Raw genomic sequence first — 22,949 nt, 5'->3', positions numbered from 1 at the left:
CTCCTTAGGGATATTATAACAGATAATTACAGTAATTACAAAATAGAATAATCTTTCGACTTCTCTTATCTTATTTGGAATACATCATGGGATTAAGATATTCGCTAAACACATCTCAAATGTTAGACTAATCACAATAAACTACAAATCCCTTTGGTAAGATGAGAACTTGCTGGTCATCAGTTTGGCATTGACTCACCAAATCAGCTGAATCTCTGTCTAAAAGATAATTCTCATTCGACTGATTAAAAACGGCTCGGATTGCTTGATGATCATGTTGCCATTCTAAAGCCAGCACATCCGGCTTGATTTCTTCTAGGGTAAATTTCCCATACTGAATAATATCCGCAGTTTCCTTGCGAAGCTGAATCAAGTTCTTCATAAAATTAAGCATGACATTATCACCAGAAACCCGGTCCCAAGGCATGACCCGTCTACAATCCGGGTCCATACCTCCGCCCAATTCTAGCTCGGTCCCATAATAGATGCAAGGCGTTCCCCTTTGTAAAAAGAGAAAGGCAAGTGCGGATTTGACAAGCTGGATATCACCTTTGGCAGTCGCCAAAATGCGCTCCGTATCGTGCGAATCCAAGAGATTAAACATAACCTCAGAAATCTGCTGCTTGTAGTACATGGACTGGCAGTTAATCTCAGCTATAAATTGACTGGTCTTCTTGCTCCTGCTCAAAAAGTAGTCCTTGATACTATCGGATAGAGGATAGTTCATGACTGCGTGAAACTCATCTCCATTTAGCCATGGCTGTGATGTATGCCAAACTTCTCCAAGAATATAAAGGTCAGGCTTTTTGGCCAAAACAGCCTTACGAAAATCTCGCCAGAATTGGTGATCAACTTCATTGGCCACATCCAGCCGCCAAGCATCAATATCAAAATGTTCAATCCAATAGGTCGCAACGTTTAAGAGATAGTCTTTCACCTCAGGATTTGCCGTATTCAACTTAGGCATATAGCTGGCAAAGGCAAAGGTATGATAAGGGAGTTCTTTGGGATTCACAAGCTTGTCATTCGTCACTGGGAACTCTTGAATGTGGAACCAGTCTTTGTAAGCTGACTTTTCACCATGCTTGAGAACATCCTGCCATTGAGCGGATTGATCGCCCATATGATTGAAAACTGCATCCAGCATAACCTTCATACCACGCAGATGAGCTTGCTCTACCAGTTGACGGAAAGTCTCCTTGTCCCCAAAGTGTCGATCAATTTCAAAGTAATCAGTCGTATTGTACTTGTGATTGCTTGGCGATTCAAAGATGGGACAGAGATAAAGCCCTGTAATCCCTAGGTCTTGTAAGTAATCCAGATGGTCGATGATCCCCTGTAAATCCCCACCAAAGAAATCCGTAGGTTTAGGTCTGATAGATGAATCCCAAGCTAAAGCTCCTGCTGGTGAAAGTTCAGCATCTCCGTTTGCAAATCGTTCTGGAAAAATCTGATACCAGACCGTTTTGGAGACCCATTCAGGAACCTGGCAGCCGTCAATTTCGTGAATATAAGGGAGTTTAAATCTGTTGCCCTCCGAAGCAAGATTTTCTGGACTATTGTCAACGAAACCTTTATCCCCATACAAGATACTTTGGCCTTCTTTATCTCTCAGCTCAAAGAGATACTGGAGCCGACCAAAATCAACCGACACTGCTACTTGCCAATAATCAAATAGAGCATCTGAGGTCACCTTGACCATCTCTTTCGTATCTTCATAAGCATTCTCGAGAAAAACAAAAGGATCTCCATAGTGCAAAATGATTTTCTCTATATCCTCTTTCTTAGTCCTAATTCTGATATGCACTTGACCTTCTTTATAAAGATAGGCATACTCCGACTCCGGCCTGTGGTAAATGGCTGTTAATTCCATACTTTTCATCTCCTAGATTTCTCTTTTTGAGCTCATCGTAACTTTATGCAAACGATTCCATAACTAGCCCTAGTATACTATTTTAAAAAAAGGATTGCAAGCCATTGTTCAAGTTTGGGAATAGGAGGTAAAGTAGGGAATATTAAAAAGCCTTGAGGACAAGACTTAATATTAGTTTCTATCTTGAGATTTCATTTAATTCTATGTATAGTCGTATACTCTACTTTTACTCCACCTCATATTTCCACTAAAAGTTTCTTTAAATTGATCTTTAGTATAATTCCGTCCATTGACTATAATGTTTCTAGCAATACAAAAAATCAGCTAGTATCAACCTATTAATGTGTTCAAAAGTATAATATTGACGGTATAATCAATAGTTTAATTAAGCAAAAGGGTTTCCATATTTTTTTGAATAATCGTAAAAACCATGCCTATGGAGATAGATTGTTTTTTCTATTTCATTTTTTTCAGCATAATCAATGCTTTCAAGAATTAATTGCTCAAATTCAATTGGTGCTGTACCATTTGCAGTAACAAGGTTCTTATCTCTTACAGCTTGCTTAAATTGAAATTCATCTTTATTTGAATATTGGTCAAAAGTATTCCATAAACTCAAATCATTTCCTGTATGTTTAAAATTATTTAATAAACCATTTCTAGCCATAAAATCAACTGAGCCACAAATTGCGCCGAGAATTATATTGTTGTTTAAAGTATGGTTAACTAGATTAATAATATCAGAATCATCATTTGTCCAAGAGTTCCCACCAATTAAAATTAATAAATCATATTGAGAAGGAATTTCTTCTAATAGATAGTCAATCTTTGTAGTCAGACCTCCTATAGATTTAACTTCTTTCTGAGTAGAAATTGTTTTGACAGTCCATTCTCCACTCATATTGATTGTAGAAGAAATGTAAGCAACTTCCCAGTCAGCATAGTCATTAAGCAGTAATATAAGTACAGTTTTCATTTTCTTTACCTCTTTCTAAAAATATTATACAATTAAATTATGTCATCATATGTCAGTATTAAGGAGTATAATGGTAAAATCAACAAGATTAATAGATATTTGGTTGTATATAAATAATCATAAAAAATTTACAACTACTGAACTTGCAAAAAAGTTTAATGTCTCTACTAGAACTATTCAAAGAGATATAGATGAATTAAGTCTTCTAGGCGTGCCTTTTTATTCCGAGGTTGGTAGAAATGGTGGTTACACTTTGTTACATCAAGAAGTGTTGCCCCCTATTTCTTTTTCAGAAGATGAAATAATTTCAATAATTCTTACCTACAAAAGCATGACACAATACAAAGATTTTCCTTACCAGTTTGAAATCGAAAGTGTCATTACAAAATTACTTTCAAACTCTTCGGATTCTCTACTAAAAAAATTAAACCAAGCTGAAAAGTGTTTCTTTTTAAAAGTTCCTGTGAGAAATGAAAGAAATCCCTTATTGAAAGAGATATTCAATGCTTGTATAAATAATAAGTGTATCGAAATAATATATGATTCTTTAAAAAATTCAGACAAAAAAATACTGTCTCCAATAGGAGTCTATTCCGATAATGGCTATTGGTATTTTTGCGCAATAGATAATCAAGTAATGGAAATGAGAACATATCGAGTAGATAGAATTAAATCTTTAGTTAGCAATGATAATATTCTCAGCGTAAAAGATCAGATAACTATTGAAGAGGCACTAGCTAATCAAACCCAAAGTGATGAAGCAAATAAACTATTGGTCAAAATGAAAATTAATAAAAAAGCAATTAGAATCTTAAATACACCAATTTTAGATTTTTCAAAAATCAAATGGGAGCAGGATAACAACTTTTGGGGTGTATACGAAGACTTATTTAGTCTAAATGAAATAGATTATTTATCATCATTATTAACTGTATATGGAGACAATGTTAAAATAATAGAACCTACAAATCTGATTGAGAAAATGAAAGAACATTTAGCAAAAGTGGTTAATTTATATGACTGATGCCTCTACAAAAATATAAGATTTTCTTAATCGTCATTACAAGTCATAAAAGGGGCATACAGCTTAGCAAATTTACCCCCAAATTTTTTATTGCTTTTATCAATCACTTTCAACACTCCTTGTAAATAAATTAGACTCGTTATAATCTGAACAAGTAATCGTGGCATAATTTTTTCCAAATTGATATTCCAATGTTTAAATTATTCAGTATTATTCTTGTTCTTATACCAACTTGGGACTAATTGGTTCATATAATCATACCATTCTAAAATTTCCTTAGCTTGATTTTGCATTACTGATACTTCTTCTTCTCCATAAGAAATAGCCCATGGAAGAGCACCAACTAGGTTACTTAGAATGTAAACAGCAAGAAGTTTCCAAAATAAATCTGGAACCTTGTCATCAAAATATCCATCTATCATACCTGATGCAAAAGAGGGAGATACTTGAGCTGACCACACAATACGATTGAACTCCTCCCAAGGATCTCCAAAGTCAAAACGATCAAAGTCAATGACATAAATCTCACGATCTTCTCCAATCATGAAATTTCCAATATGATAATCACCATGTTGCAAAACTTGGGGTCTATTCTTTAGCAGTTCACGGTTTTCGTTCAAAAAATCAATGAAGACCTGCCCACTTTCATATTGGGCGGGACATTCTTTGTATTTGGAGATTTTATCATCAATTTTTCGATTAAAAAAGATTTCCCAGTCTTCACAAACTTCTGTAGCAGGAATTGTATGAATCTTTCTAAGTATCCTTCCTGCTTCTATCCCGTAAAGGTATTGTTGTTTTTCTGAATAAGTTAAAATGGTATCTATTGCATCTTTTCCGTCTATCCACTCGTGTATAGAATGCACCTCGTCACCGCAGAGTTCAAATTTAATCGGTTTACACATACGAACTCCAAGAGATGCAACCTTCTCCATCATATCAAATTCAATTTTCTTAGAATCTAACTTCTCTTTATCAGAAACACGCAATAAATATTTTTGCTGGTTCTGGTCTGTAACACAATATTTTTTATCATCTGACCAGCCTTTACTTATGGCTATCTTACTAATAAACTCCATCAATAACTCCTCGATTAACTTTACAACACTACTATATAGTTCAAACTCTAATTCAAGAAAATCGCTTTATTTTTTAAGCTTTTAAAATTATTCAGTTGTTCATCAAGTTCTTCAACATAATCTTCGTTTGACATTTTTGTACTGATATTTTCAGACAGAGTTGTTTTTTTATTATCCATTACATCGCTCTTCTATACTCCTTAGTTAACTTTATTGTATATTATAAATGGAAAAAAAGCTAATCATCTTATTTTCCAGCCCACAAAAAGGAGTGGCCTCTGCCACTCCTTTTTGAAATCTATGCCTCCACCTATCTCTCCAATTTTATCACCTTATCATAGCGCTTCAACTCCTCTTCGCTATAGTGATGAATCACTTCCACAAGTGCTTGTGGGAGAGAGAAGAGAAGCTGGCTGATTTTCTCTTGGTTTTTTAGATCCAGATTGGCCTTGACCTCATCAGCCAGAATAAATTGGCGATTGTGATAGAGCGCGCGGGCAATTTCTAACCGCTGCTTCTCACCACCTGGCAGGGTTTGGTTGCTGGGTGTTTTGCCTTCGAGAGCTTTCAAACCGATTTGCTGCAGGATTTCTTCATTTGCATGACGGTTAATGCTCCCTTAAAAATTTTACCTTTATAGATTACCACATTACCAAACTAACCATCACATTCATAACAAAAGATTTTGTTGGTGAATGGATTGCAAGAATACTGGATAATATAAGCATTGGTTTTGATAACTCTATCTAAACTAAACTTTTTTATTGCCATGAGACAATCATATAGGGTACTAGTGAAAACGATAAAGTGATTATAGTCTCAATTCTACTCACCTCGGTAACGGACCAAAATGTTCTCTATAAATATCTGGGTCATGCGAAGGTATGATTTCCAAATCTGGATTTGCCTTCCAAATTTTATTTAACAGATTATATAAATCATGATATTGCTTTACATTTGCATGTGCAACATTTGTAAGAATAGAACTGTAGGCTATCTCTTCATAATTGCCTCTGCAATAAACCGCGTCCACACATAGGAAGTAACGTTCGCTCTCAGAGCAATTCAAAATAAGCCCCATCTGTCCTACTGAATGTCCAAATAAAGGAACCAGTATCAAACTCCCGTCTTGGAAAATATCAATACTTTTATTAAAAGGCCCATAAGCTTTTCCTTGGTCAAAATCAACAATCTTCATTTGTTCCTGCTTCAACATAGAGAACAAGGGTTTGAGATAGCCTTTTTTGAGTAGCTGCAGATCCGTTTCCTGTCCAAGTTCCCACTCTTCTTTTGAAATATAGACCGGAGCATTTGGAAAGTCACAGACACCTCCAGTATGGTCGATATGCAAATGAGATAAAATAATAGTAACATCATCAGGAGATATTCCTCTTTTTTTAAGTTGTTGTTTTGCATCTTCTTCCTTATGAATTTTGACGGGGAGAATCCAATTTAGAATATTGTATGGAAATTTTTTAGTCACTTCATAATATCGGGAATGGTAGCCTGTATCAAATAGAATCGTTCCATGAGTCGGATGCTCAATAATAAACCAAAAAGCTGGTCCCCAAATATGCTTTCTGGGGCTCCCTTTTTTTATCATATTTAATTTTGTTCCATAAAAACCTGAATTCATCAGAGTGAGCTTACACTTTGGGGTGTTTGTTTTTACGGATGGTAATTTCAGATTCATCGTATTATCCCTCTATAAGATTTTATTTGTCAGGCTTCCTAAGTGTTCGATTTCTAAACGTATTGTATCGCCTTTTTCTAGGAAATGTCCATTTTCAAGGCCACAACAATTTACAACGGTTCCTGAACCAATAAACTCACCAGGGTAAACATTTTCTCCCTTGGAAGCATAAGCAACAGCTGCTCCAAATGAATATTGAAAACACTCAGTCGAACCAGTCGCAACCACTTTACCATTTATTATAACAGTTGTTTTTAACTTATATAAATATGGCAAAACTTCATCTGCCGTTACAACTGTATTTGAAATGGAGCTGGCAAAGTCTTTCGATTTACAAGGACCCGTTGAATTCATTTCTTCATATTGTACGTTCCTAGCACTAAAATCGTTCAAGATACAAAAAGCACCAATTGCATCCATGCCTTCCTGTTCTGTTGCATCATAAATTTCTTTTGTAATAATCATACCTACTTCTAACTCATAGTCTTTTAGAGTTGTATATTCAGGAAAGGCAAGCTCTTCCTTATCACCTAGAAATGAAAGGTGATTCCCTTTATAATAAAGCGGATGTTGATAAAAGGCTTTGCTAGGTTTTAGTTTAGGGAATGGTCTGCGGAAAATCAGTTCATAGCCTTTTACAATAGGGTATAAATTCCTCATAGTCATTTTAACCAGACCACGACCCGCATTAATCATGTGAGTATCTGATAACAAGAAATCACGGTAAAGCAGCGGTTGGAATGGGATTATCTCTTCCATATCAGATGTAACTTCACTAGATACAGAAGCGTTGTGAAGACCTTGAATTAATCGCTCTTTGTGTTCTTCATAATATTGCAGAAATGAAATGAGTTCACCACTGCAAATCTTTAGATCTTCATTATAGGTCTCTTCTGCATATCTGTCTATACGTATCCATCTTTCATTTTCTAATACAGCCAGAGTTTCTACTCCACTCTCAACAAGACGATATTTTCTTATTTTCATATCCCTTATCCTTTCTTTGGATATAATACCAATAATCTGGTATAATTTGTTTCACATACGTATTTTAAGAGACTATAGTCCCAATGTCAATGGGGGAATGTGAAACAAAAAAGGAGAAAATGTTCCATGGATAAAAGAAAAATTGCCAACCAAGAAGTCAGAGACAAATTCTTTCAAGCATTAATGAGCTTGCTAAAAGAAAAGCCTGCCTCAGAAATTACGATTACAGAGCTCATCAACCACTCGGGTGCAGCAAGAGTCTCTTTTTACAGAAACTATAAATCTATTAATGATGTTCTCTATGATAAATTAGACGCCATGATTGAAGAATATAATCAACATAAGCTAACAGATTTTGAGAAATATGATGACTATGAATTTATTCTGAACCTCTTCCTCTTTTATAAAAAATACGCTGATGTCATTCTGACTGCCAATCGTGCCAACATTAGTATTGATGTATTAGATGAAATCAGTGATTACCTTATCAGTATAAACGGAGATATGAAAGAAAATTCTATCAGGAAATATGAATTATACTACTACTCTGGTGCCTGGTACAATGTTGTTATCCATTGGCTTGAATCCGGTATGAAAGAATCTCCAGAAGATATGGCAGCGGAATTTATTCGAATTGGTAAAAACTAAGAATTAGTCTGTAAAATTTAAAGAATCTACAAATCAAAAGATCCTAATAAAAAGCAACGACAAAGAAACCAGCCGCTGCTTTTTTGCTCTATAGAAATAGTTTTGTTCAAATATAGTTATCCCTGAATATCAGAAAAGCTTCCTCATACAAATTCAATATAGTGAAAATCAGACAGATTATTTTCCAACTCACAAAAAGGAATGGTCTCTGCCACTCCTTTCTGAAACCTATACCTCCACCTATTTCTCCAGTTTTATCACCTTATCATAGCGTTTCAAGTCCTCTTCGCTATAGTGATGAATCACTTCTACGAGTGCTTGAGGGAGCGAGAAGAGAAGTTGACTGATTTTCTCTTGATTTTTTAGATCCAAATTGGCTTTGACTTCATCAGCCAGGATAAATTGGCGATTGTGATAGAGAGCACGGGCAATTTCTAGCCGCTGCTTCTCACCGCCTGACAGAGTTTGATTGCTAGATGTTTTCCCTTGGAGATCTTTCAAACCAGTTTGTCGCAGGATTTCATCCATCTTTACTGAATCCAGTTCTTGTCCCAGAGCAATATTTTTTTCTATGCTCAAACCATCAAAGATATGACTAGACTGGAGAATGTAGGCTCCTGCCTGATAGAGTTCATCCGAGGTTAGCTCTTGCCCATGGTAGCGAATCCGACCATGACTGGGCTTAATTTCACCATAAATTAGGTTCAGTAAGGTGGTTTTCCCAGACCCACTTTCTCCGATAATAGCAATCTTTTCGCCTTCCTCAATAGTTAGGTCACAAGGGGCTAGAATTTCTTGACCATTACGCACTACACTTACTTGATTTAACTGGATAGGAAAGACAGAACCTTCGAGAACAGAAGGCATGTCAAAGCCCACTCCCAGCAATTTTTGATATTTATCACAGAGAGACTTAGCTGATTTTCTAGTATTGATAAAATAAGACAACTCCTGAAATTGATAGCCAATATTATACGATACAAGGTAAATCCCTACAAAGCTGGCTGCAGATAGGTAGTTATAATAGGTCATAAAACCACCAATGACAATAGGCGCAACAGAGCAAAAAGCATCAATTCCATTGATAAAGAGACTATTTATGGTCCGTTGCTTCTCATAGGCGATTTCTTCCTTTAGAGCCTTATGCAAATCTTTAGAAAACAGTTTGAAAAACAAACTTTGTCCCCGATAATACCGTATGGAACGAGCACCTGCGATCATATTGGTTGCTTGAGAGACATAGACTTGGTTCGCTAGGGACTTCTCCTTCGTAATTTCATCCAAACGTTTAGAGCCAATTCCACTACAAAGAATAGGTATCGAATAAAAAATGATAAAGAGCAAGCCAAGATAAAAATTAGTCCAAAGAGCATAACAGATAGAGACGGTTGTAAATCCCAAAGAAGAAATGATAATAACAGTCGACTCAATATAGTTATCTTCTAGCTGTTTTACATCATTTTCCAAGTCTGACAAAACTTCTTCATCCGCTATCCGACGGCTATATAGAAAAGTCTGAAAGATAGCCTTCTTAATACCCGACTTGAAGTCTGTCAGCACTCGTGCATAGTAATAACGTTTCCCCGCCAAACCTAGCAAGAGAATAAAATTTCCAACAATCCCCCAAAACAAGACCTGCCACAGCAAATGCAACTGGTGATTGGTAAAACTAGAGACAATATACTGAATCAAAGCTGGTGTAATGATAGCCTCCAGCCAAGTAATCATAATCGCCACAAAATAGAAGAATAAGTGCTTCTTGGTTACATAAGATCTAAGCATAACGTATAAACCTCCTGAAATTATTTACCAACTTAGATAGTCGTTTTTTCTAGACGAGGATATAATAGGAGCCTGAATATTTGAATGAAACCATTAAACGTAAGCCTACTTTATAATTTTTCAGAGAAAGGCTTAAATAACTAGTTCTATACATATCAATTTACTTTTATTTTTTATTCAAAAACATATCCAACACATCTGCATAGCTAACAAAGGGAGCTGGAAATACTAGTCCAGAATAAAATAACATTATCGTATTAAATAAATTCAATAAGACGGATACTCGTTTAAAGCGTTCTGTTAACTTAATTGCCATGGTATATAAGACAAAAAATACAGCATAATTAAGTATTGACATCAAAATCAAATCCACTAAATGGAATGAGGGCATAAAAAATTTTCCATTAAAAAACATATGCGATAGAATGATTGAAGTCAAAAAAATGAGTGTCGACCAAATAAAATAAGTTGTTGATCTAGCAATATAAATCATCATTGGTGTCCGTCTAGTTGTTTTGATATTTGTATATTGATTAGTGCGAATTTCAAATTCCAACTCCTCATTAGCAAGCAATATCACATTAGTTATCGAATAATAAATAAAAAAATAGAGTAGATTTATCGGTTTATCACTATTGAAAATAATAATGATTCCTGTGATAAAAATCATGGAATAAATCACTTCGCAAATACTATCAAACGTGTATCGAACTCTATAATTGAAATATCTTCTTAATTCACTAAACATGGAAAAGGCTCCCTCTTTTTTTAGCAATGTTCAATAAAGTGAAAAATAGGAAAGTTCCAGCTGACCAATATACTGCACAATAGACTATAATAAAAAAGATACTCTGGTAGGACGGAGAAATAATAAAATTCCTCAAGGCATAGTAAGGGAAAAGCTTTCCTATAAAGCCAAATAAACCACCTAGCGGTGTTAGTATGCCAGTAAAATACAGCATGAAATAAGAAATTAACGATGTAATGCTAGAAGTACGATTAAAAATGAAGCAGAGGCTTGATAGGCAAAAGCCCAAACCATACATGCTAATAATAGTTAGCATACATGCAGCGAGGTTTCCAACTAACTTTAAAATACTATCCGGAAAATCAATATCATTTAACGTGGATAAAACGATAAATATAGGGATGGCTTTAACTAGATCCACCAATATCTGAACAATAATTTTAAACATTAAAACATGAAAAACACTCTTACTACTCTGGATTACACTAATCAAAGTTCTGTCATAAAGGTCATCCTCAATAAAAAAAGTTGGGTGCGTAATACTATGACTCGTAAAATACCAAGTAAATAACAAACATAACAATAAAAATTTACTTTGTGTATCTTTAAAATATTGAAGATAAGCTGAAACCATTATCAAAATTCCAAAATTTGAAAAAAATAAATTAAATTTAAACTGCATCATCTCTTGCAGCTGTCTCTTTAACTCCCTTCTTATTTCTTTAATCATCATTGATAACCTCATACAATATTTCTTCGATGCTTTCCTCAACTTCTTCAAAAAATATCATCTCAAAATTATTAAAGATATTATTTTTCACCTGACTATCTTTCACTTCAACAATCAATCTTTCATTTTCTACTTGATAAGATAAATCAGGAAACAATCTCTCAAAAGCATCTTTTTCAGAATCTGAAATACCAATTCTATATTTAATCCATCTGGTATTTTTCCCAAAAACTTCTGAGAAACTACCTTGCTGTATTATTTTCCCTCTACTCATGATACAAATTCTTGTTGATATTTCTTTTGCAAAATAGATATCATGAGTCGTCATGAGAACAATGGTTCCTTTTTCTTGGCTGAGAGTTAGTAACAATTTCGCAAACTGCTTTTTGGCAATGACATCCAGACCATTAGTTGGCTCATCTAAACACAATACTTTTGGCTTACAAAGCAATGCAATAATCAAAGACAATTTTTGTCTCGTTCCTTGTGACAATTCGGACACCAAGACATCAACATAGGGATGGAAAGCTAGTTTATTAAATAAATCCTCCAATTCATCCTTAACCTGACCACGCGAACTTTTATTCAAATGTAAAAAGTAATCAATATTTTGATTTGCCGTCAGATATTCATAGTAGCCTCTACCGCTTTCTAGTACGAGCTTGACATTGTTATGAATACCTTTCGAAGTATTCTTACTACCAAAAACAAATAAATCACCTGCGTCCTGTAACATTAAGCCAGAGATAATTTTTATGAAAGTTGATTTACCTGCACCATTGGTGCCCACTATAGAAACAATCTCTCCTGAATGCGATCCAAAGCTAGGAATGTCCAATACAACTTTACCACGAAAATTTTTCTTTAGATTGCGTACAATAATTTCATTCATACTCGCATTAACCTATTTCGATTACTGATACTTAGACTGCCAAAAATTTAAAAAGAAGGATTTTTGAATGACTTTCACTTGAATATTCCTAGTTTTTCACCAGCAAAGCTACACATTCACCGGTTCGGACTTACCGTATCATTTCGTCGGTTTCCCTCCTCATTCTACGAGTCCTATACCCCAGGGCACCTTCTCGACCTTCGGTCTCACCTTGTCGCATGGGCGGACTCAAAAGGTTCAGTGAACCTTTTAAGGATTAGCTACGTTTCACTAACAAACTTACCGCCTCAACATGTGCTGACGTTATCTTCCTATACTATGAAACGAAATAAAGACCGTCCGAATATTTGAATTAAACCATTAAACGTAACTTATCAGTTTACTTAGTACATCTTCGACATACAAAATAGCAATGAAAATTTTGAGGAAATCGTTCTTACTATTATGCTGGTTTAGTTACTGGCCGCCATACTTCATAGATATACTTTTAAAAGTTTTTATGTGATCTAAAATCCCTTAATTTCGCATTCAAAAACTTGGCCACTTGAATATCGTGGGTATTAATTATTTTTGTTCGATTCGCAGTATCTCCACTCAATTTAGGTTTACGAAAAATATCCAAATTTTCGTATATTAGGTTTTTGACTATGAGTTTATCAAATTCTTCTTTTTCTTGCACTGATTCAAAAACAAGTATCAACTCAAGAAACCTTCTTTGAGCCGAACAAGCTTCTTGGTTTTTTTCGTCAAGAAGAAATTTGTGAATTAGCCATTCTGGACTTCCATCTATAAAATAATTGTAAGAAACATCAATTTTTTGTTCTTTATCAATTGAAAGAATCTCCCACCTAGGACTTGAAGTTGTATATCTACCTGAGTCCATCACAATCAACTCATCCTCATAAATAATTGTCTGATGGTATTTGAATTGATAAGACATGAAATAGTGCCTACTGTTCATCATATTATGAGCGTAGTACACATCTTTACTTCTATCTTCAGAATCCTTATCCTCTACAAAAACAAATTCTGGAAATTGCTTATAATATCTTCCAACAGAATTACTCTCCCATCCATCCTTATCTTCTATGTAATGGAGTAATCTATCAAACGGTGATAAATCAATTCCAAATCGCTTTCTCCATAGATATTCAACTTCTTGTTGACTCGCAACGCTATCAATTGGGGTATTAGTATCCTGCCTTCGTGTATATATTGTCCCAGCTGGAATACATGTTTTCCCATCTTTATACTTCTTTTCTAAATAGAAAGGGGTATTATCGGAATTCTTTATGATTAACACATCAATTTCTTTTGAATTAAGAGTTATGGTTTCAATTGTTATAAACGGTACATTTCCACCAGCAAAACTAGTATTCCTAAGCATATCTACAATCATGGCTTGAGTTTTTCTGCCTTCATCATTGCTGACTCCCTTTATTTCCCCATGATCTGATACTCCAAAAATTAAATAGGAATCATTCCTAGAAGGTATGTTAGAAAGGCATAGAATATCATGGATAAATTTAGCCTTATTTTGATGGTATTTTTCTTTGAAATCCCAATACTCGCCTTCTCTTTTTAGACTAATCAGGTCCATAATAGCAGTCTTGGAAAAACTCATGACTAATTGCTCCTTAGTTTTCTATAAAAGATATGTACATACACAATTTACAAGTTTACAAAATCAACTACTCAGAACGATTATTTGTCTCAAATCTCATTGACCCTCTGGTTTTTCAACCAGTATAGTAATTAGCTTCCAGTCAATTGGGATTATCAATATCAATAATTATTGCTTTTCTGTTTATATTTGTTCTGAATAAAATCATTCATAAACTTATCGACTGTTCCAAACTCAAAATTCAAAATGATACCTCCATTTAAAATCCATTCATAAAGTTTGCACACTTTTCTAGCTTTCCCTTGTTTTCACGAAGAATCTCTACAGCTCTGAAGAAACCTTGCTGAAGCGTTTCCTTATCAATATGTCGATTAGTACAGCCTTGAACACTTTTCACCTTATAGTGGTTGTCACACTGCTAGACTAGCCGTTTCCCTCTGCTTGTGGTCAAGTTCTTTCAGCCAAACAGACCTCCACATTATTTACAAAAAAATTCTTGAATCTTGGCTTTTTTTCATCTATCCACCGGTACATATTATTGATGTACTCTCGATTTCTTATGCTACTCATTTTATATTGAAGATCACTGATTTGCCGTTCAAGATTTGAAATCTGTTCTATTTTGCGGTTGATAGCATCATATTCTATCAAAAATCCCTTCAGCGATAGTATCATACGCTGTTAAATTCATATTTTGTGGGGTAGTATCTAGAGTAGATGTATTTATTTTATAACTATTAACTTTGATTTCTCTTTGACACATTGCACAAGGAGACTTTGTAGTTGATAAATGAATTTTCTGTCTGGTGGAAATATCTTTTATTTCGACTCCATTATTTTCTTCTCGAAGTTTTGCAAATAACTTTCTTTCACAACAAGTAAACATACGCCTATTCTTCTTATCTACATTTTGTGAAACAAAATCTTTATATTCAATATATCGTTTTAGGTCATTCAAATAATATCTAACACCATCCGCAATATCTACAATCTTAACACTTTTTTTATCAAAGGATTCAAGTACCTTTTTAAATTCATTTAATATCCTATTTTTATTGCCATCTAAAGCAATACCATTAACAGCGATATACTTTTCACCGTCAAACTCAATCGTAGCATAACATGAGATATTAGAACTTTCAAACGCTTTCTTATAAATCTTATCATCTGGGTTAGATAAATACTTTTTTATTCTCTGAGGAAATCTTTTGTGGAATATTCTTGTATTTCTAATATTTACAAAATGAAGAGAACCATCAAGCGATAACATACTGTTTTGTAGTGCATTGATACGACCTGAAAATACTTTAGAAAGGTTCCGCGTCAAAAAAATCAAAAATTCAATGCCTCTTTCATCAAGCACACCATGAACCAAATTTTCTCTCAAATCTCGTCTCGTTCGCCAGTAATACCAATCAAACTCGTACATATATTCGAAGAAATTATCCCAATATCTATCAAACACATCCCAAAAGAAAAATAAGATTTCTTCTATTCCTCTACAAAGAATGATAAATTCCAATAATCTATCAGAATTGTCTGAACAATTTGGTATTTCTAAAATATCAGTCAATTTATAAACGTAGATAAACTCTAACTTGAGTAATAAATCATGTAATTCAGAAACTTGAGAAATACTCTCTTTCAAGTCTACTACGTCTACATCTTTACCACAAGTCAAAATAAGTGACTCAGTCGCATAAAACTCCCTAACTGTATTCAGAGCATCAATTATTGTATCTTCATTTTCTAATAAAGAATTATAGACGTCTGAAGCAATATATTTTTTGAATTCCCAATCACAATCTTTTAAGAAATTTTTCAATTTACTTATTTTTTCCCCAATATTTTTATTCTCCATAAATTGAACCTACTATCTATCATTTAACAAACAAAATTCTTAATGAATCTCTAAAGGTATAAATTGACACTCTGAACTATACTAGACAGAAACTTCCGACTTAAATCATAAATTATTTAATTCTTCGATTTAAATCTTCCATGACAGGGTCGAAATCAAAGGTGCGTTGACAATCTGAACAACTATAAAAAGGTAAGTAGGTAGTTGAATTAATATTTAGATATAAGTCTCCCGAACAATCAGGACAGGCTGCTCTATATTCAGAGAATAAGCCAGATTGCTCACGTTGATTAATCGCAAAGACAAAAAAAGACACGTTTTCTGCTCCAGCTTGAAAAAGAGCTTCCGCGCAGGCTTTTAGTGTTGCACCAGTAGTGACAACATCATCAATGACCAGAATGTTTTTCCCGGTTAAATCCTTTGTTACTGTAAAGACGTTTTCTACATTCGTCAACCGTTCTTCAGTGCTTAGATATTTTTGTTTTTCAAAATCCCTTGTCGCAATTAAAAATGGTGAAATATCTTCTAGTTGTTGTAACCATTTATCAGTTCTCGAAAAAATATGGTCAAATATATCACTAAATCTACTTTCCTCTTTAGGACGAGGAGGAACATAACAGAGTGCATCAAGCTTAAAACTACCAGGAAAAGACCCTATTGTTTGGATAATAAGGTCCGAAAGTTTTGTATTAAATTTACCAAATAACTTGCTGCTAGAGCTTTTATTAGAAATAATCACCTTAGAATATGGGTGTAATTCATGCATATAATGTTTAGAACCATAATATCTCCCCAACGAGAACAGTCGAACTCTCTTAGAATCCGAAATAGGATATAATGAATGAATATATCTACTAATGAATTGACTGGTCGACAATGGGATTTGATTTTCACCAAAATAATTTTTTCCCACAAGATTTTTCGCAATTACTTTTTCATAAAGTTCATCAAAGCTGTAGAGTATAACGTCTGGGGTATTGTCTAATTGCTCATATTTCAAAATATTCTCTGTTATCAAGACGACCCCGCATAATAACTTCATTGAACGTTTAGTGAATCGAGGCTCTTTAGAGACTAAAATAATTTCAGAGGTCCGTGCATTGAGGCGTTCCTTAAAAAGATCAAAAAGAGATAATGAGGGCCAAAGAACCATTTTTACTGTTTCAACTTTTATAATATCACTTTCATCAATAAAACCAGGCAGCCCTTCTAAGTCGGTTAAAAACAGACAATTAAACTCGGACTCATATATTTTCTGAATGTCTCTCCAATCATCGGTAGATAAAAGAGGAAGCTCAGAAATATGGAAAACGATACCTTTTATCTCACTAACATTTCTAAGCAAGTCTATTTCCCCCCTCCTCAGAGATAATATCTAACGAAAAGTCCAAAGGGATAAGCTCAAATTCTTCATCAATATCAAACTCCCCTTTAAAGAAACTACTCTCTGCCAAAATCTTTAGTGCATCGCTAGGATTATGCATCACTTTGGCTCCTTTTTTAACAAACTTCTCTGGCCAAGTTATATGTTTATTTTCTAATGCACTCTCAGGTAGAAGAACCAATCTCCCCTGTTTAAGAGCATAATCAGCTTGAATAAGAGAGCCAGATGTTTCCCCTGCTTCCATAACAATAGTCGCAAGAGACAGAGCACTCATAACCCGATTTCTCATTGGGAAGAACCACCGTTGAGTTTTTGATGCTGGAGAGAATTGAGAAACTACTAAGCCTTTCTTCTCTATCTCTAACTGCACTTCTTTGTTTTCTGCTGGATAGTACTGATTTAAATGAGTTCCTATTACAGCAATAGTATCTAAACTTAAATCAAGCGCTGCTTTATGAGCAGAAACATCAATTCCCTTTGCTAAGCCTGATACTATAGTAATTCCGTTTTTACCAAGTTTTTGAGCTAGCCTAGTTGTGTTGTATTTAGCCTTTTCAGTCGCATTTCTTGAACCAACAAGCGAAACCTTTCGTAATTCGTATAGAAGACTTTTTCTGCCTCTAATATATAAAAATCTAGGTGATTTTTCTGTTGATTCCAGCATATCTGGATAATCGCTGGTCCCCCGTTTTATTATCTCATCTGCTTCTTTCAATTTTGAAAACTGAGAAAAAGCAAACGCGTACTCATGATTTAATTGATCTTGATTGATTTTGAAATAAGCGCTATACAAATCTAGATAATCTAAAATAGGAGATGACTCTTTACCTTTATATTCTTCTATAAATGAATCAAAAATTGGCTCAAATTTCCCATCTGTCATTTTTAAACAGTTTTGCAAAGTTGAAAAATTCAAAGCTTCTTGTTTAATCTTATTATCTATTTTAAACATGTGCCCTCCTTTCCAAAAATCAATTTGTGCCTTATCATTATAACATATTCCATGTCAAATTAATTTATATATGTAAAATTGACTTTAAAAATTTAAAACTTATCTTTAATTATAACATTAAAATAGAAAAAAAGCTGTAGTGATAGTATCTCATTCTGTAACTACAGCCTTATAAATTTACTTCTGTTCCTTCTAAAAACTTAACGGTGATGTTACCGTCTTCTCCAAGACTAATCTTCTCGAGAACCTGGCACATTTTTCTTCCATTGAATTCTTCCTGATTACTATTAAGTGTCTCCTTTAATTTAGCCGCATGGTACCTCTCCAGCTTTTGTTCTTCTCTAAAGTTATCCCACTTATCTCGTAGCTTTTCTTTATTTTCCCTTAGAATTTCTAAAGCTCTAAGGAAAGCTTGCTGCAGCGTTTCCTCGTCAATATGGCGATTAGTACAGCCCTGAACACCTTTTACCTTGTACCGGTTATTGCACTGCCAGACAGGCCGCTTGCCCCTGCTCGTGGTCCAGTTCTTACGTCCAAAAGCTGAACCGCATTCTGCACAGAACACCTTGGTAGTAAAAGGGTTGTCCTTATTTTGCATGATGTAAAAGTTTAGTTGATGTTCTTCACGAAATGCTTTTCTCCTTGCTAATTCCAGTTGCACTAGTTCCCATGCTTCTTTATCAATAATAGCTTCATGGCTATCTTCTACATAGTATTGGTTGACTTGACCATCATTAACACTACGTTTTTTTGTCAAAAAATCTACAGTGAAGGTCTTCTGTAATAAGGCATCTCCCTTATACTTTTCATTCTGAAGCATCTTTTGAATGGCACTTGGATACCAATTAGCTTTTCCAGTCCAACCACATATGTCATTTTCATTTAAATACCTAGCTATAGACTCAGGGCTAAATCCCTCTAAAAATTTCTTGTAAATCATTTTAACTGTTTCTGCTTGTTCAGGAACAATGATTAATTTACCATTCTCATCCTTATCATATCCCATAAACTTAGTGGTATTCACACGAACCTCACCACGCTCAAACTTCTTACGGATTCCCCAGGTCGCATTCTCTGAGATAGAACGAGATTCGTCTTGGGCCAAGGAAGAAAGAATGGTCAAGAGCACCTCACCTTTGGCATCCAAGCTGTCAATATTCTCCTTTTCAAAGGTAACTCCAATTCCAAGTTCTTTTAACTCCCGAACATATTTCAAGCAGTCTAGCGTGTTCCTAGAAAAACGGCTGATAGACTTCACAATGATTCTATCTACTTTGCCTTTTCGGCAGTCAGCTATCAACCTATTAAACTCTGTGCGTTTCTTGGTATTAGTTCCTGAAATCCCCTCATCCGCATAAATATCAACCAACTCGTAGAGAGGATTCTGCTGAATATACTCTTTGTAATACCGAACCTGGTTCTCATAGCTTGATAGCTGTTCGTCTTGGTCGGTGGATACTCGGCAGTAGGCCGCCATTCGGATTTTCTGAATGTGTTGCTTCTGCTCGACTTGTATCGTTTTCTTTGCTGGAATAACTGTAATATTTTTTGCCACCGATGTTCTCCTCCTTTACCACTGTGGGCTCATGGATACTCCAATCCTGTACTACACTGTCTGGCACGCGCATGCCGATGCAGGCGACCTTCCCTTCTCGGATATACTTGCTGCAGACCCACACAACCTTTCCTTTGTAGTACTTCTGTCGTTTTAAAGTAGAGCCACAATGCTCGCATTTCAATAAGCCACTCAAAGGATATCGTCTATTGTAATCAATGCTTAGCTTTGCCTTTCGATTCTGTTTCAGTCGCTTTTTAACGGCTTCCCAATCTTCTCTGGATACAATAGCTTCATGGTTATCTGTAATCAGGTACTGCTGCACCTGACCTTGGTTGAGCCGTTGCTTGGCCTTGATTTCCGCAAAATAGTATTTTTGCAGGATTGCATCTCCCTTATACTTTTCGTTTTTTAGAATATTGGTAATGGTGCTTGAATACCATTTCCCACCGTCTACCGTAGAAAGTTTCTCTTCATTGAATAGCTTTGCGATGACATGAACTCCCATACCAGATAAATAAAGGTTATAAATCCGTTTGACGATTTTAGCTTCCTCAGGATTGATGATTAACTCACCGTTCTCATCCTTGTCATAGCCTAAGAAGCGCTTGGTATTAATCACTAGCTCCCCTCGCTGGAACTTCTTCTGAAAAGCCCACCGTTGGTTCTCACTCATGTTGCGAAGTTCTTCTTCTGCGTAGCTGGCAAGAACCGTAAGCATGACCTCACCTTCGTTCGATAAGGTATGAAGATTTTGTTCTTCAAAGAAGATATCCACTTGAATAGTTTTCAGTTCCCGGCTTACTGCAAGTAATAACTCCGTGTTTCTGGAAAAGCGAGAAATGGACTTAGTATGAATGACATCAATCTTTCCCGCCCTGCAATCCTCCAGCATCTGCTGAAAGCCTGGACGCTTGGCCAGTTTGCCCGAAATCCCCTGATCATAATACACCCCGATAAAATCGACATCTTTTTTGTTTTGATAGAAATGATTATAGTAGGCTTGCTGATTGGTGAGGGAATCCTGCTGTTTTTCTGTCATGGTTGAAACCCGCGCATAGGCACAAACTCTTATCTTTCCTGGCTTCATTCCACTCTCCTTTCTTCCTTACTATATATCACTCTAAAGGCCAAATTTATCAAGTATTCAGCCCACTCATTCAAGCATTTTTCTAGTTGAAATGCTGTCTATGTAAAAGGCCTACATGAAAGGTTCCACACAGACCTTAGCATTTTATTCAATCCGTAACACTTGACCGGGGTAAATCAAATCTGGATTTTCAATTCCATTGATAGCTGCTAAGTGCTGATAGTTCGTTCCGTACATATCCGCAATAGCGGAAAGCGTATCTCCGTTTTCAACTGTATAGGTGGTGCTACTAGGTGCTTGCGCACTTCCAGTAACCTGCAGAACTTGCCCCGGATAAATCAAGTCAGGATTGGCAATCCCATTGATAGCGGCTAATTCCTGATAACTTGTTCCATAAAGAGCCGCAATAGCTGATAAGGTATCCCCTTCTTGAACCGTGTAAGTCCCAGTTGACGCTGGGGCTGTTGCTTGCTGTGGCACTTCTGGCCGAGGTTCTGGTACCTGTCCGGTATAAACAGAACGCAAATCCCGGTACATATAGTTGGAATCCACTCGGCCACTGATACCGCCAACAACTCCGTCACTGGTAAATTGCCAGATATCCGTCGGAACAGCACAAGCAGCCACCTGCCACTGAGCTACCCAGTTGGTATAGCGGGACAAGTCGCCCATATTCTGGAACCAGTACAGGCTCGCATACACACCAGTCCAATAACCAGCGGCTTCTACATTGTCACAAAACAGTCGGCAGATAGCCGTAGAGGTTTCCCAGCTTACGCCCCCATTGTTGGCTTTCCAGCTGTCCGCATCTTCCATATCAATGTAAAGCGGCATAGAGGGATGGAATTGTCGGGCAAAATTCAAAAAGGCATTGACCTCAGCTTGTGCTTCTCCCAAGTTTCGAGCATAGCTATAATGGTAGAAACCATATGGAATCCCAACCCGTTCACACTCAGATGCGTTTCGACGTGCTCGCAAATCTTCCGCAAAGATGCCCCAGGACGAACGAATAATCACAAAGTCAACATTGTTTTTCAACTGATCAAAATCAATAAAACCATTGTGTTCACTAATATCTACTCCAAATAAAGCCATCTTATTTTTCCTCCGATTTTAATTGTTTCAAGGTTTGCTTTAGTTTTTCTGGAACTGGTAAACCAATCCGAGCCGCATTTTCAATGATGCTGAGTCCTTCATTGGACAAGTAATAGAAAATAATAGCCGTACGGATAATACCACCCTGTTTTAAAATGTGGGTATCAATAATCTGCCCCATGGCCACCAGCATCAAAATCACAGCCTTTTTAAAGAGACCTCGAAAACCTACTTCACTGGACAGTTTCTTCTCCACCACAGCTGCCATCAGCCCACTAATATAATCAATAGATATGAAGAAAATCAAGGCAAAAATAAAACCATCCCAATCACCAAAAACACTTCCTAAAAGTCCTCCTACTGTGGAAAACAAGACTTTATTCGCAAAAACTAACTGTTTCATGATGCATTTTCCTTTCTATGCGGTTCGCTCCAGTCTGGATTCCCTTTTTCATCAAACTGCATGATATAGAAATTCTTGTGGAATAACTCAGACAAATTCATGGTAGGGACTGTCGCTCCCCACTGAGTCAGAGCTCCCACTGTTTCGACTTCCATCAACTGACGTCGACCTTCTTTAATCACGGGACGCTTTTGTACTTCTCGGTACATATAAAAATCCTCCCCCTCATTTTTGCAGCGAATGAACTCACCATTCTCACGCATATAAGTGAGTGCTGCCACCAAATCAAAAGGTTCTGTAATTCTACTTAGATCAGGTAGTAATTCCTTTTCTTCCATCTTTCTTTCCTCCATCTATTTTTAATGGTGTAGTTGCTTCTTTGAGATCAGCTTCCAATTCTTCTTTCTTCTGAAGGAGAACTTGGTAAGCTTCCTCTTTCTGAGTCAATTGAATGGCTAAGAGGTTCTTTGATGTTACCTCATCAGCCAGCTTTCTGGTCAGCTCTTCAATGGTTAATCGAAGAGCCTGATTAATTTCTTCTGAATTCATTTGT

Annotated in this window: 22 protein-coding genes and 1 pseudogene; 2 read left to right on the top strand and 21 right to left on the bottom strand. The window is 35.8% G+C overall.

Annotated elements, in window-relative coordinates; translation table 11 throughout:
- Positions 1–127: 127 nt before the first annotated feature.
- Positions 128–1,873, bottom strand: coding sequence for a glycoside hydrolase family 13 protein (locus tag MFP28_RS04845; RefSeq protein WP_032915861.1), 1,746 nt, complete (start codon positions 1,871–1,873; stop codon positions 128–130).
- A gap of 385 nt (positions 1,874–2,258) precedes the next feature.
- Positions 2,259–2,849, bottom strand: a complete 591-nt coding sequence (locus tag MFP28_RS04840) for a type 1 glutamine amidotransferase family protein (protein ID WP_002906279.1) — start codon at positions 2,847–2,849, stop codon at positions 2,259–2,261.
- Positions 2,850–2,919: 70 nt separating this feature from the next.
- Between MFP28_RS04840 and MFP28_RS04835 the strand changes: the two genes are divergently transcribed.
- Positions 2,920–3,873 (top strand): helix-turn-helix transcriptional regulator, encoded by a 954-nt coding sequence (locus tag MFP28_RS04835; RefSeq protein WP_002906278.1) that lies wholly within the window; start codon positions 2,920–2,922, stop codon positions 3,871–3,873.
- Between the two features lie 200 nt (positions 3,874–4,073).
- Here MFP28_RS04835 and MFP28_RS04830 read toward each other — a convergent pair whose 3' ends face one another.
- The 5 genes and pseudogenes from MFP28_RS04830 to MFP28_RS04810 form a co-directional block, all read right to left on the bottom strand.
- Positions 4,074–4,952, bottom strand: coding sequence for an aminoglycoside phosphotransferase family protein (locus MFP28_RS04830; protein WP_002906276.1), 879 nt, complete (start codon positions 4,950–4,952; stop codon positions 4,074–4,076).
- A 47-nt stretch (positions 4,953–4,999) separates the two neighbouring features.
- Positions 5,000–5,131, bottom strand: coding sequence for a hypothetical protein (locus tag MFP28_RS04825; RefSeq protein WP_002906275.1), 132 nt, complete (start codon positions 5,129–5,131; stop codon positions 5,000–5,002).
- Positions 5,132–5,262: 131 nt separating this feature from the next.
- Positions 5,263–5,547 (bottom strand): annotated as a pseudogene (locus MFP28_RS04820) (ATP-binding cassette domain-containing protein); the annotation flags it as partial.
- A 234-nt stretch (positions 5,548–5,781) separates the two neighbouring features.
- A complete protein-coding gene (locus MFP28_RS04815) occupies positions 5,782–6,645 on the bottom strand; it encodes an MBL fold metallo-hydrolase (protein WP_002906273.1) in 864 nt (287 codons plus the stop codon).
- A gap of 12 nt (positions 6,646–6,657) precedes the next feature.
- Entirely contained in the window at positions 6,658–7,632 is a 975-nt protein-coding gene (locus tag MFP28_RS04810; RefSeq protein ID WP_002906272.1) for a fumarylacetoacetate hydrolase family protein, read from the bottom strand.
- Positions 7,633–7,758: 126 nt separating this feature from the next.
- Here MFP28_RS04810 and MFP28_RS04805 point away from each other — a divergent pair, with 126 nt between their 5' ends.
- Positions 7,759–8,280, top strand: coding sequence for a TetR-like C-terminal domain-containing protein (locus MFP28_RS04805; protein WP_002906271.1), 522 nt, complete (start codon positions 7,759–7,761; stop codon positions 8,278–8,280).
- Between the two features lie 240 nt (positions 8,281–8,520).
- Here the strand turns inward: MFP28_RS04805 and gggC are convergent, their stop codons facing one another.
- The 14 genes from gggC to MFP28_RS04735 form a co-directional block, all read right to left on the bottom strand.
- Complete coding sequence (gggC, locus tag MFP28_RS04800; RefSeq protein WP_002906270.1) at positions 8,521–10,062, bottom strand: streptosactin export ABC transporter GggC; 1,542 nt, start codon at positions 10,060–10,062, stop codon at positions 8,521–8,523.
- Positions 10,063–10,228: 166 nt separating this feature from the next.
- The gene (locus tag MFP28_RS04795; RefSeq protein WP_002906269.1) at positions 10,229–10,810 is read right to left on the bottom strand and encodes a hypothetical protein; all 582 of its coding nucleotides are present in this window, start codon (positions 10,808–10,810) and stop codon (positions 10,229–10,231) included.
- The gene (locus tag MFP28_RS04790) at positions 10,803–11,543 is read right to left on the bottom strand and encodes an ABC transporter permease (protein ID WP_002906268.1); all 741 of its coding nucleotides are present in this window, start codon (positions 11,541–11,543) and stop codon (positions 10,803–10,805) included. The genes MFP28_RS04795 and MFP28_RS04790 overlap by 8 nt, the downstream gene beginning before the upstream one ends.
- Positions 11,533–12,432 (bottom strand): ABC transporter ATP-binding protein, encoded by a 900-nt coding sequence (locus MFP28_RS04785; RefSeq protein ID WP_002906266.1) that lies wholly within the window; start codon positions 12,430–12,432, stop codon positions 11,533–11,535. The genes MFP28_RS04790 and MFP28_RS04785 overlap by 11 nt, the downstream gene beginning before the upstream one ends.
- A gap of 487 nt (positions 12,433–12,919) precedes the next feature.
- Positions 12,920–14,056 carry an AlbA family DNA-binding domain-containing protein gene (locus MFP28_RS04780; RefSeq protein WP_002906264.1) on the bottom strand — a complete coding sequence of 379 codons (1,137 nt, stop codon included), beginning with the start codon at positions 14,054–14,056 and terminating at the stop codon, positions 12,920–12,922.
- 637 nt (positions 14,057–14,693) lie between these two features.
- Positions 14,694–15,917 carry a hypothetical protein gene (locus MFP28_RS04775; protein ID WP_002906260.1) on the bottom strand — a complete coding sequence of 408 codons (1,224 nt, stop codon included), beginning with the start codon at positions 15,915–15,917 and terminating at the stop codon, positions 14,694–14,696.
- A gap of 112 nt (positions 15,918–16,029) precedes the next feature.
- Positions 16,030–17,262 carry a ComF family protein gene (locus MFP28_RS04770; RefSeq protein ID WP_002906259.1) on the bottom strand — a complete coding sequence of 411 codons (1,233 nt, stop codon included), beginning with the start codon at positions 17,260–17,262 and terminating at the stop codon, positions 16,030–16,032.
- Positions 17,255–18,253, bottom strand: coding sequence for a DNA-processing protein DprA (gene dprA, locus MFP28_RS04765; protein WP_002906258.1), 999 nt, complete (start codon positions 18,251–18,253; stop codon positions 17,255–17,257). The genes MFP28_RS04770 and dprA overlap by 8 nt, the downstream gene beginning before the upstream one ends.
- A gap of 169 nt (positions 18,254–18,422) precedes the next feature.
- Complete coding sequence (locus tag MFP28_RS04760) at positions 18,423–19,769, bottom strand: recombinase family protein (protein WP_427192027.1); 1,347 nt, start codon at positions 19,767–19,769, stop codon at positions 18,423–18,425.
- Entirely contained in the window at positions 19,675–20,898 is a 1,224-nt protein-coding gene (locus MFP28_RS04755; RefSeq protein ID WP_002906255.1) for a recombinase family protein, read from the bottom strand. The genes MFP28_RS04760 and MFP28_RS04755 overlap by 95 nt, the downstream gene beginning before the upstream one ends.
- A 144-nt stretch (positions 20,899–21,042) precedes the next feature.
- Positions 21,043–21,993, bottom strand: coding sequence for a LysM peptidoglycan-binding domain-containing protein (locus MFP28_RS04750; RefSeq protein ID WP_002906254.1), 951 nt, complete (start codon positions 21,991–21,993; stop codon positions 21,043–21,045).
- Position 21,994: 1 nt separating this feature from the next.
- Positions 21,995–22,396 (bottom strand): phage holin family protein, encoded by a 402-nt coding sequence (locus MFP28_RS04745; protein ID WP_002906253.1) that lies wholly within the window; start codon positions 22,394–22,396, stop codon positions 21,995–21,997.
- Positions 22,393–22,734, bottom strand: a complete 342-nt coding sequence (locus tag MFP28_RS04740; RefSeq protein ID WP_002906251.1) for a hypothetical protein — start codon at positions 22,732–22,734, stop codon at positions 22,393–22,395. Before MFP28_RS04740 ends, MFP28_RS04745 begins: the two co-directional genes overlap by 4 nt.
- Complete coding sequence (locus tag MFP28_RS04735) at positions 22,709–22,945, bottom strand: hypothetical protein (RefSeq protein WP_002906249.1); 237 nt, start codon at positions 22,943–22,945, stop codon at positions 22,709–22,711. The genes MFP28_RS04740 and MFP28_RS04735 overlap by 26 nt, the downstream gene beginning before the upstream one ends.
- Positions 22,946–22,949: the final 4 nt, after the last annotated feature.

This window comes from Streptococcus sanguinis, assembly GCF_050234405.1.
Lineage (GTDB): Bacteria > Bacillota > Bacilli > Lactobacillales > Streptococcaceae > Streptococcus > Streptococcus sanguinis_W.
Note: the sequence above shows the minus strand (reverse complement) of the source record. Positions and strands in the feature narration are given on the sequence as shown.

Coding starts and splice junctions, on each gene's coding strand:
- MFP28_RS04845 (WP_032915861.1), bottom strand. CDS start 1,873: ATGGAATTAACAGCCATTTACCACAGGCCGGAGTCGGAGTATGCCTAT.
- MFP28_RS04840 (WP_002906279.1), bottom strand. CDS start 2,849: ATGAAAACTGTACTTATATTACTGCTTAATGACTATGCTGACTGGGAA.
- MFP28_RS04835 (WP_002906278.1), top strand. CDS start 2,920: ATGGTAAAATCAACAAGATTAATAGATATTTGGTTGTATATAAATAAT.
- MFP28_RS04830 (WP_002906276.1), bottom strand. CDS start 4,952: ATGGAGTTTATTAGTAAGATAGCCATAAGTAAAGGCTGGTCAGATGAT.
- MFP28_RS04825 (WP_002906275.1), bottom strand. CDS start 5,131: ATGGATAATAAAAAAACAACTCTGTCTGAAAATATCAGTACAAAAATG.
- MFP28_RS04815 (WP_002906273.1), bottom strand. CDS start 6,645: ATGAATCTGAAATTACCATCCGTAAAAACAAACACCCCAAAGTGTAAG.
- MFP28_RS04810 (WP_002906272.1), bottom strand. CDS start 7,632: ATGAAAATAAGAAAATATCGTCTTGTTGAGAGTGGAGTAGAAACTCTG.
- MFP28_RS04805 (WP_002906271.1), top strand. CDS start 7,759: ATGGATAAAAGAAAAATTGCCAACCAAGAAGTCAGAGACAAATTCTTT.
- gggC (WP_002906270.1), bottom strand. CDS start 10,062: ATGCTTAGATCTTATGTAACCAAGAAGCACTTATTCTTCTATTTTGTG.
- MFP28_RS04795 (WP_002906269.1), bottom strand. CDS start 10,810: ATGTTTAGTGAATTAAGAAGATATTTCAATTATAGAGTTCGATACACG.
- MFP28_RS04790 (WP_002906268.1), bottom strand. CDS start 11,543: ATGATGATTAAAGAAATAAGAAGGGAGTTAAAGAGACAGCTGCAAGAG.
- MFP28_RS04785 (WP_002906266.1), bottom strand. CDS start 12,432: ATGAATGAAATTATTGTACGCAATCTAAAGAAAAATTTTCGTGGTAAA.
- MFP28_RS04780 (WP_002906264.1), bottom strand. CDS start 14,056: ATGAGTTTTTCCAAGACTGCTATTATGGACCTGATTAGTCTAAAAAGA.
- MFP28_RS04775 (WP_002906260.1), bottom strand. CDS start 15,917: ATGGAGAATAAAAATATTGGGGAAAAAATAAGTAAATTGAAAAATTTC.
- dprA (WP_002906258.1), bottom strand. CDS start 18,253: ATGTTTAAAATAGATAATAAGATTAAACAAGAAGCTTTGAATTTTTCA.
- MFP28_RS04755 (WP_002906255.1), bottom strand. CDS start 20,898: ATGAAGCCAGGAAAGATAAGAGTTTGTGCCTATGCGCGGGTTTCAACC.
- MFP28_RS04750 (WP_002906254.1), bottom strand. CDS start 21,993: ATGGCTTTATTTGGAGTAGATATTAGTGAACACAATGGTTTTATTGAT.
- MFP28_RS04745 (WP_002906253.1), bottom strand. CDS start 22,396: ATGAAACAGTTAGTTTTTGCGAATAAAGTCTTGTTTTCCACAGTAGGA.
- MFP28_RS04740 (WP_002906251.1), bottom strand. CDS start 22,734: ATGGAAGAAAAGGAATTACTACCTGATCTAAGTAGAATTACAGAACCT.
- MFP28_RS04735 (WP_002906249.1), bottom strand. CDS start 22,945: ATGAATTCAGAAGAAATTAATCAGGCTCTTCGATTAACCATTGAAGAG.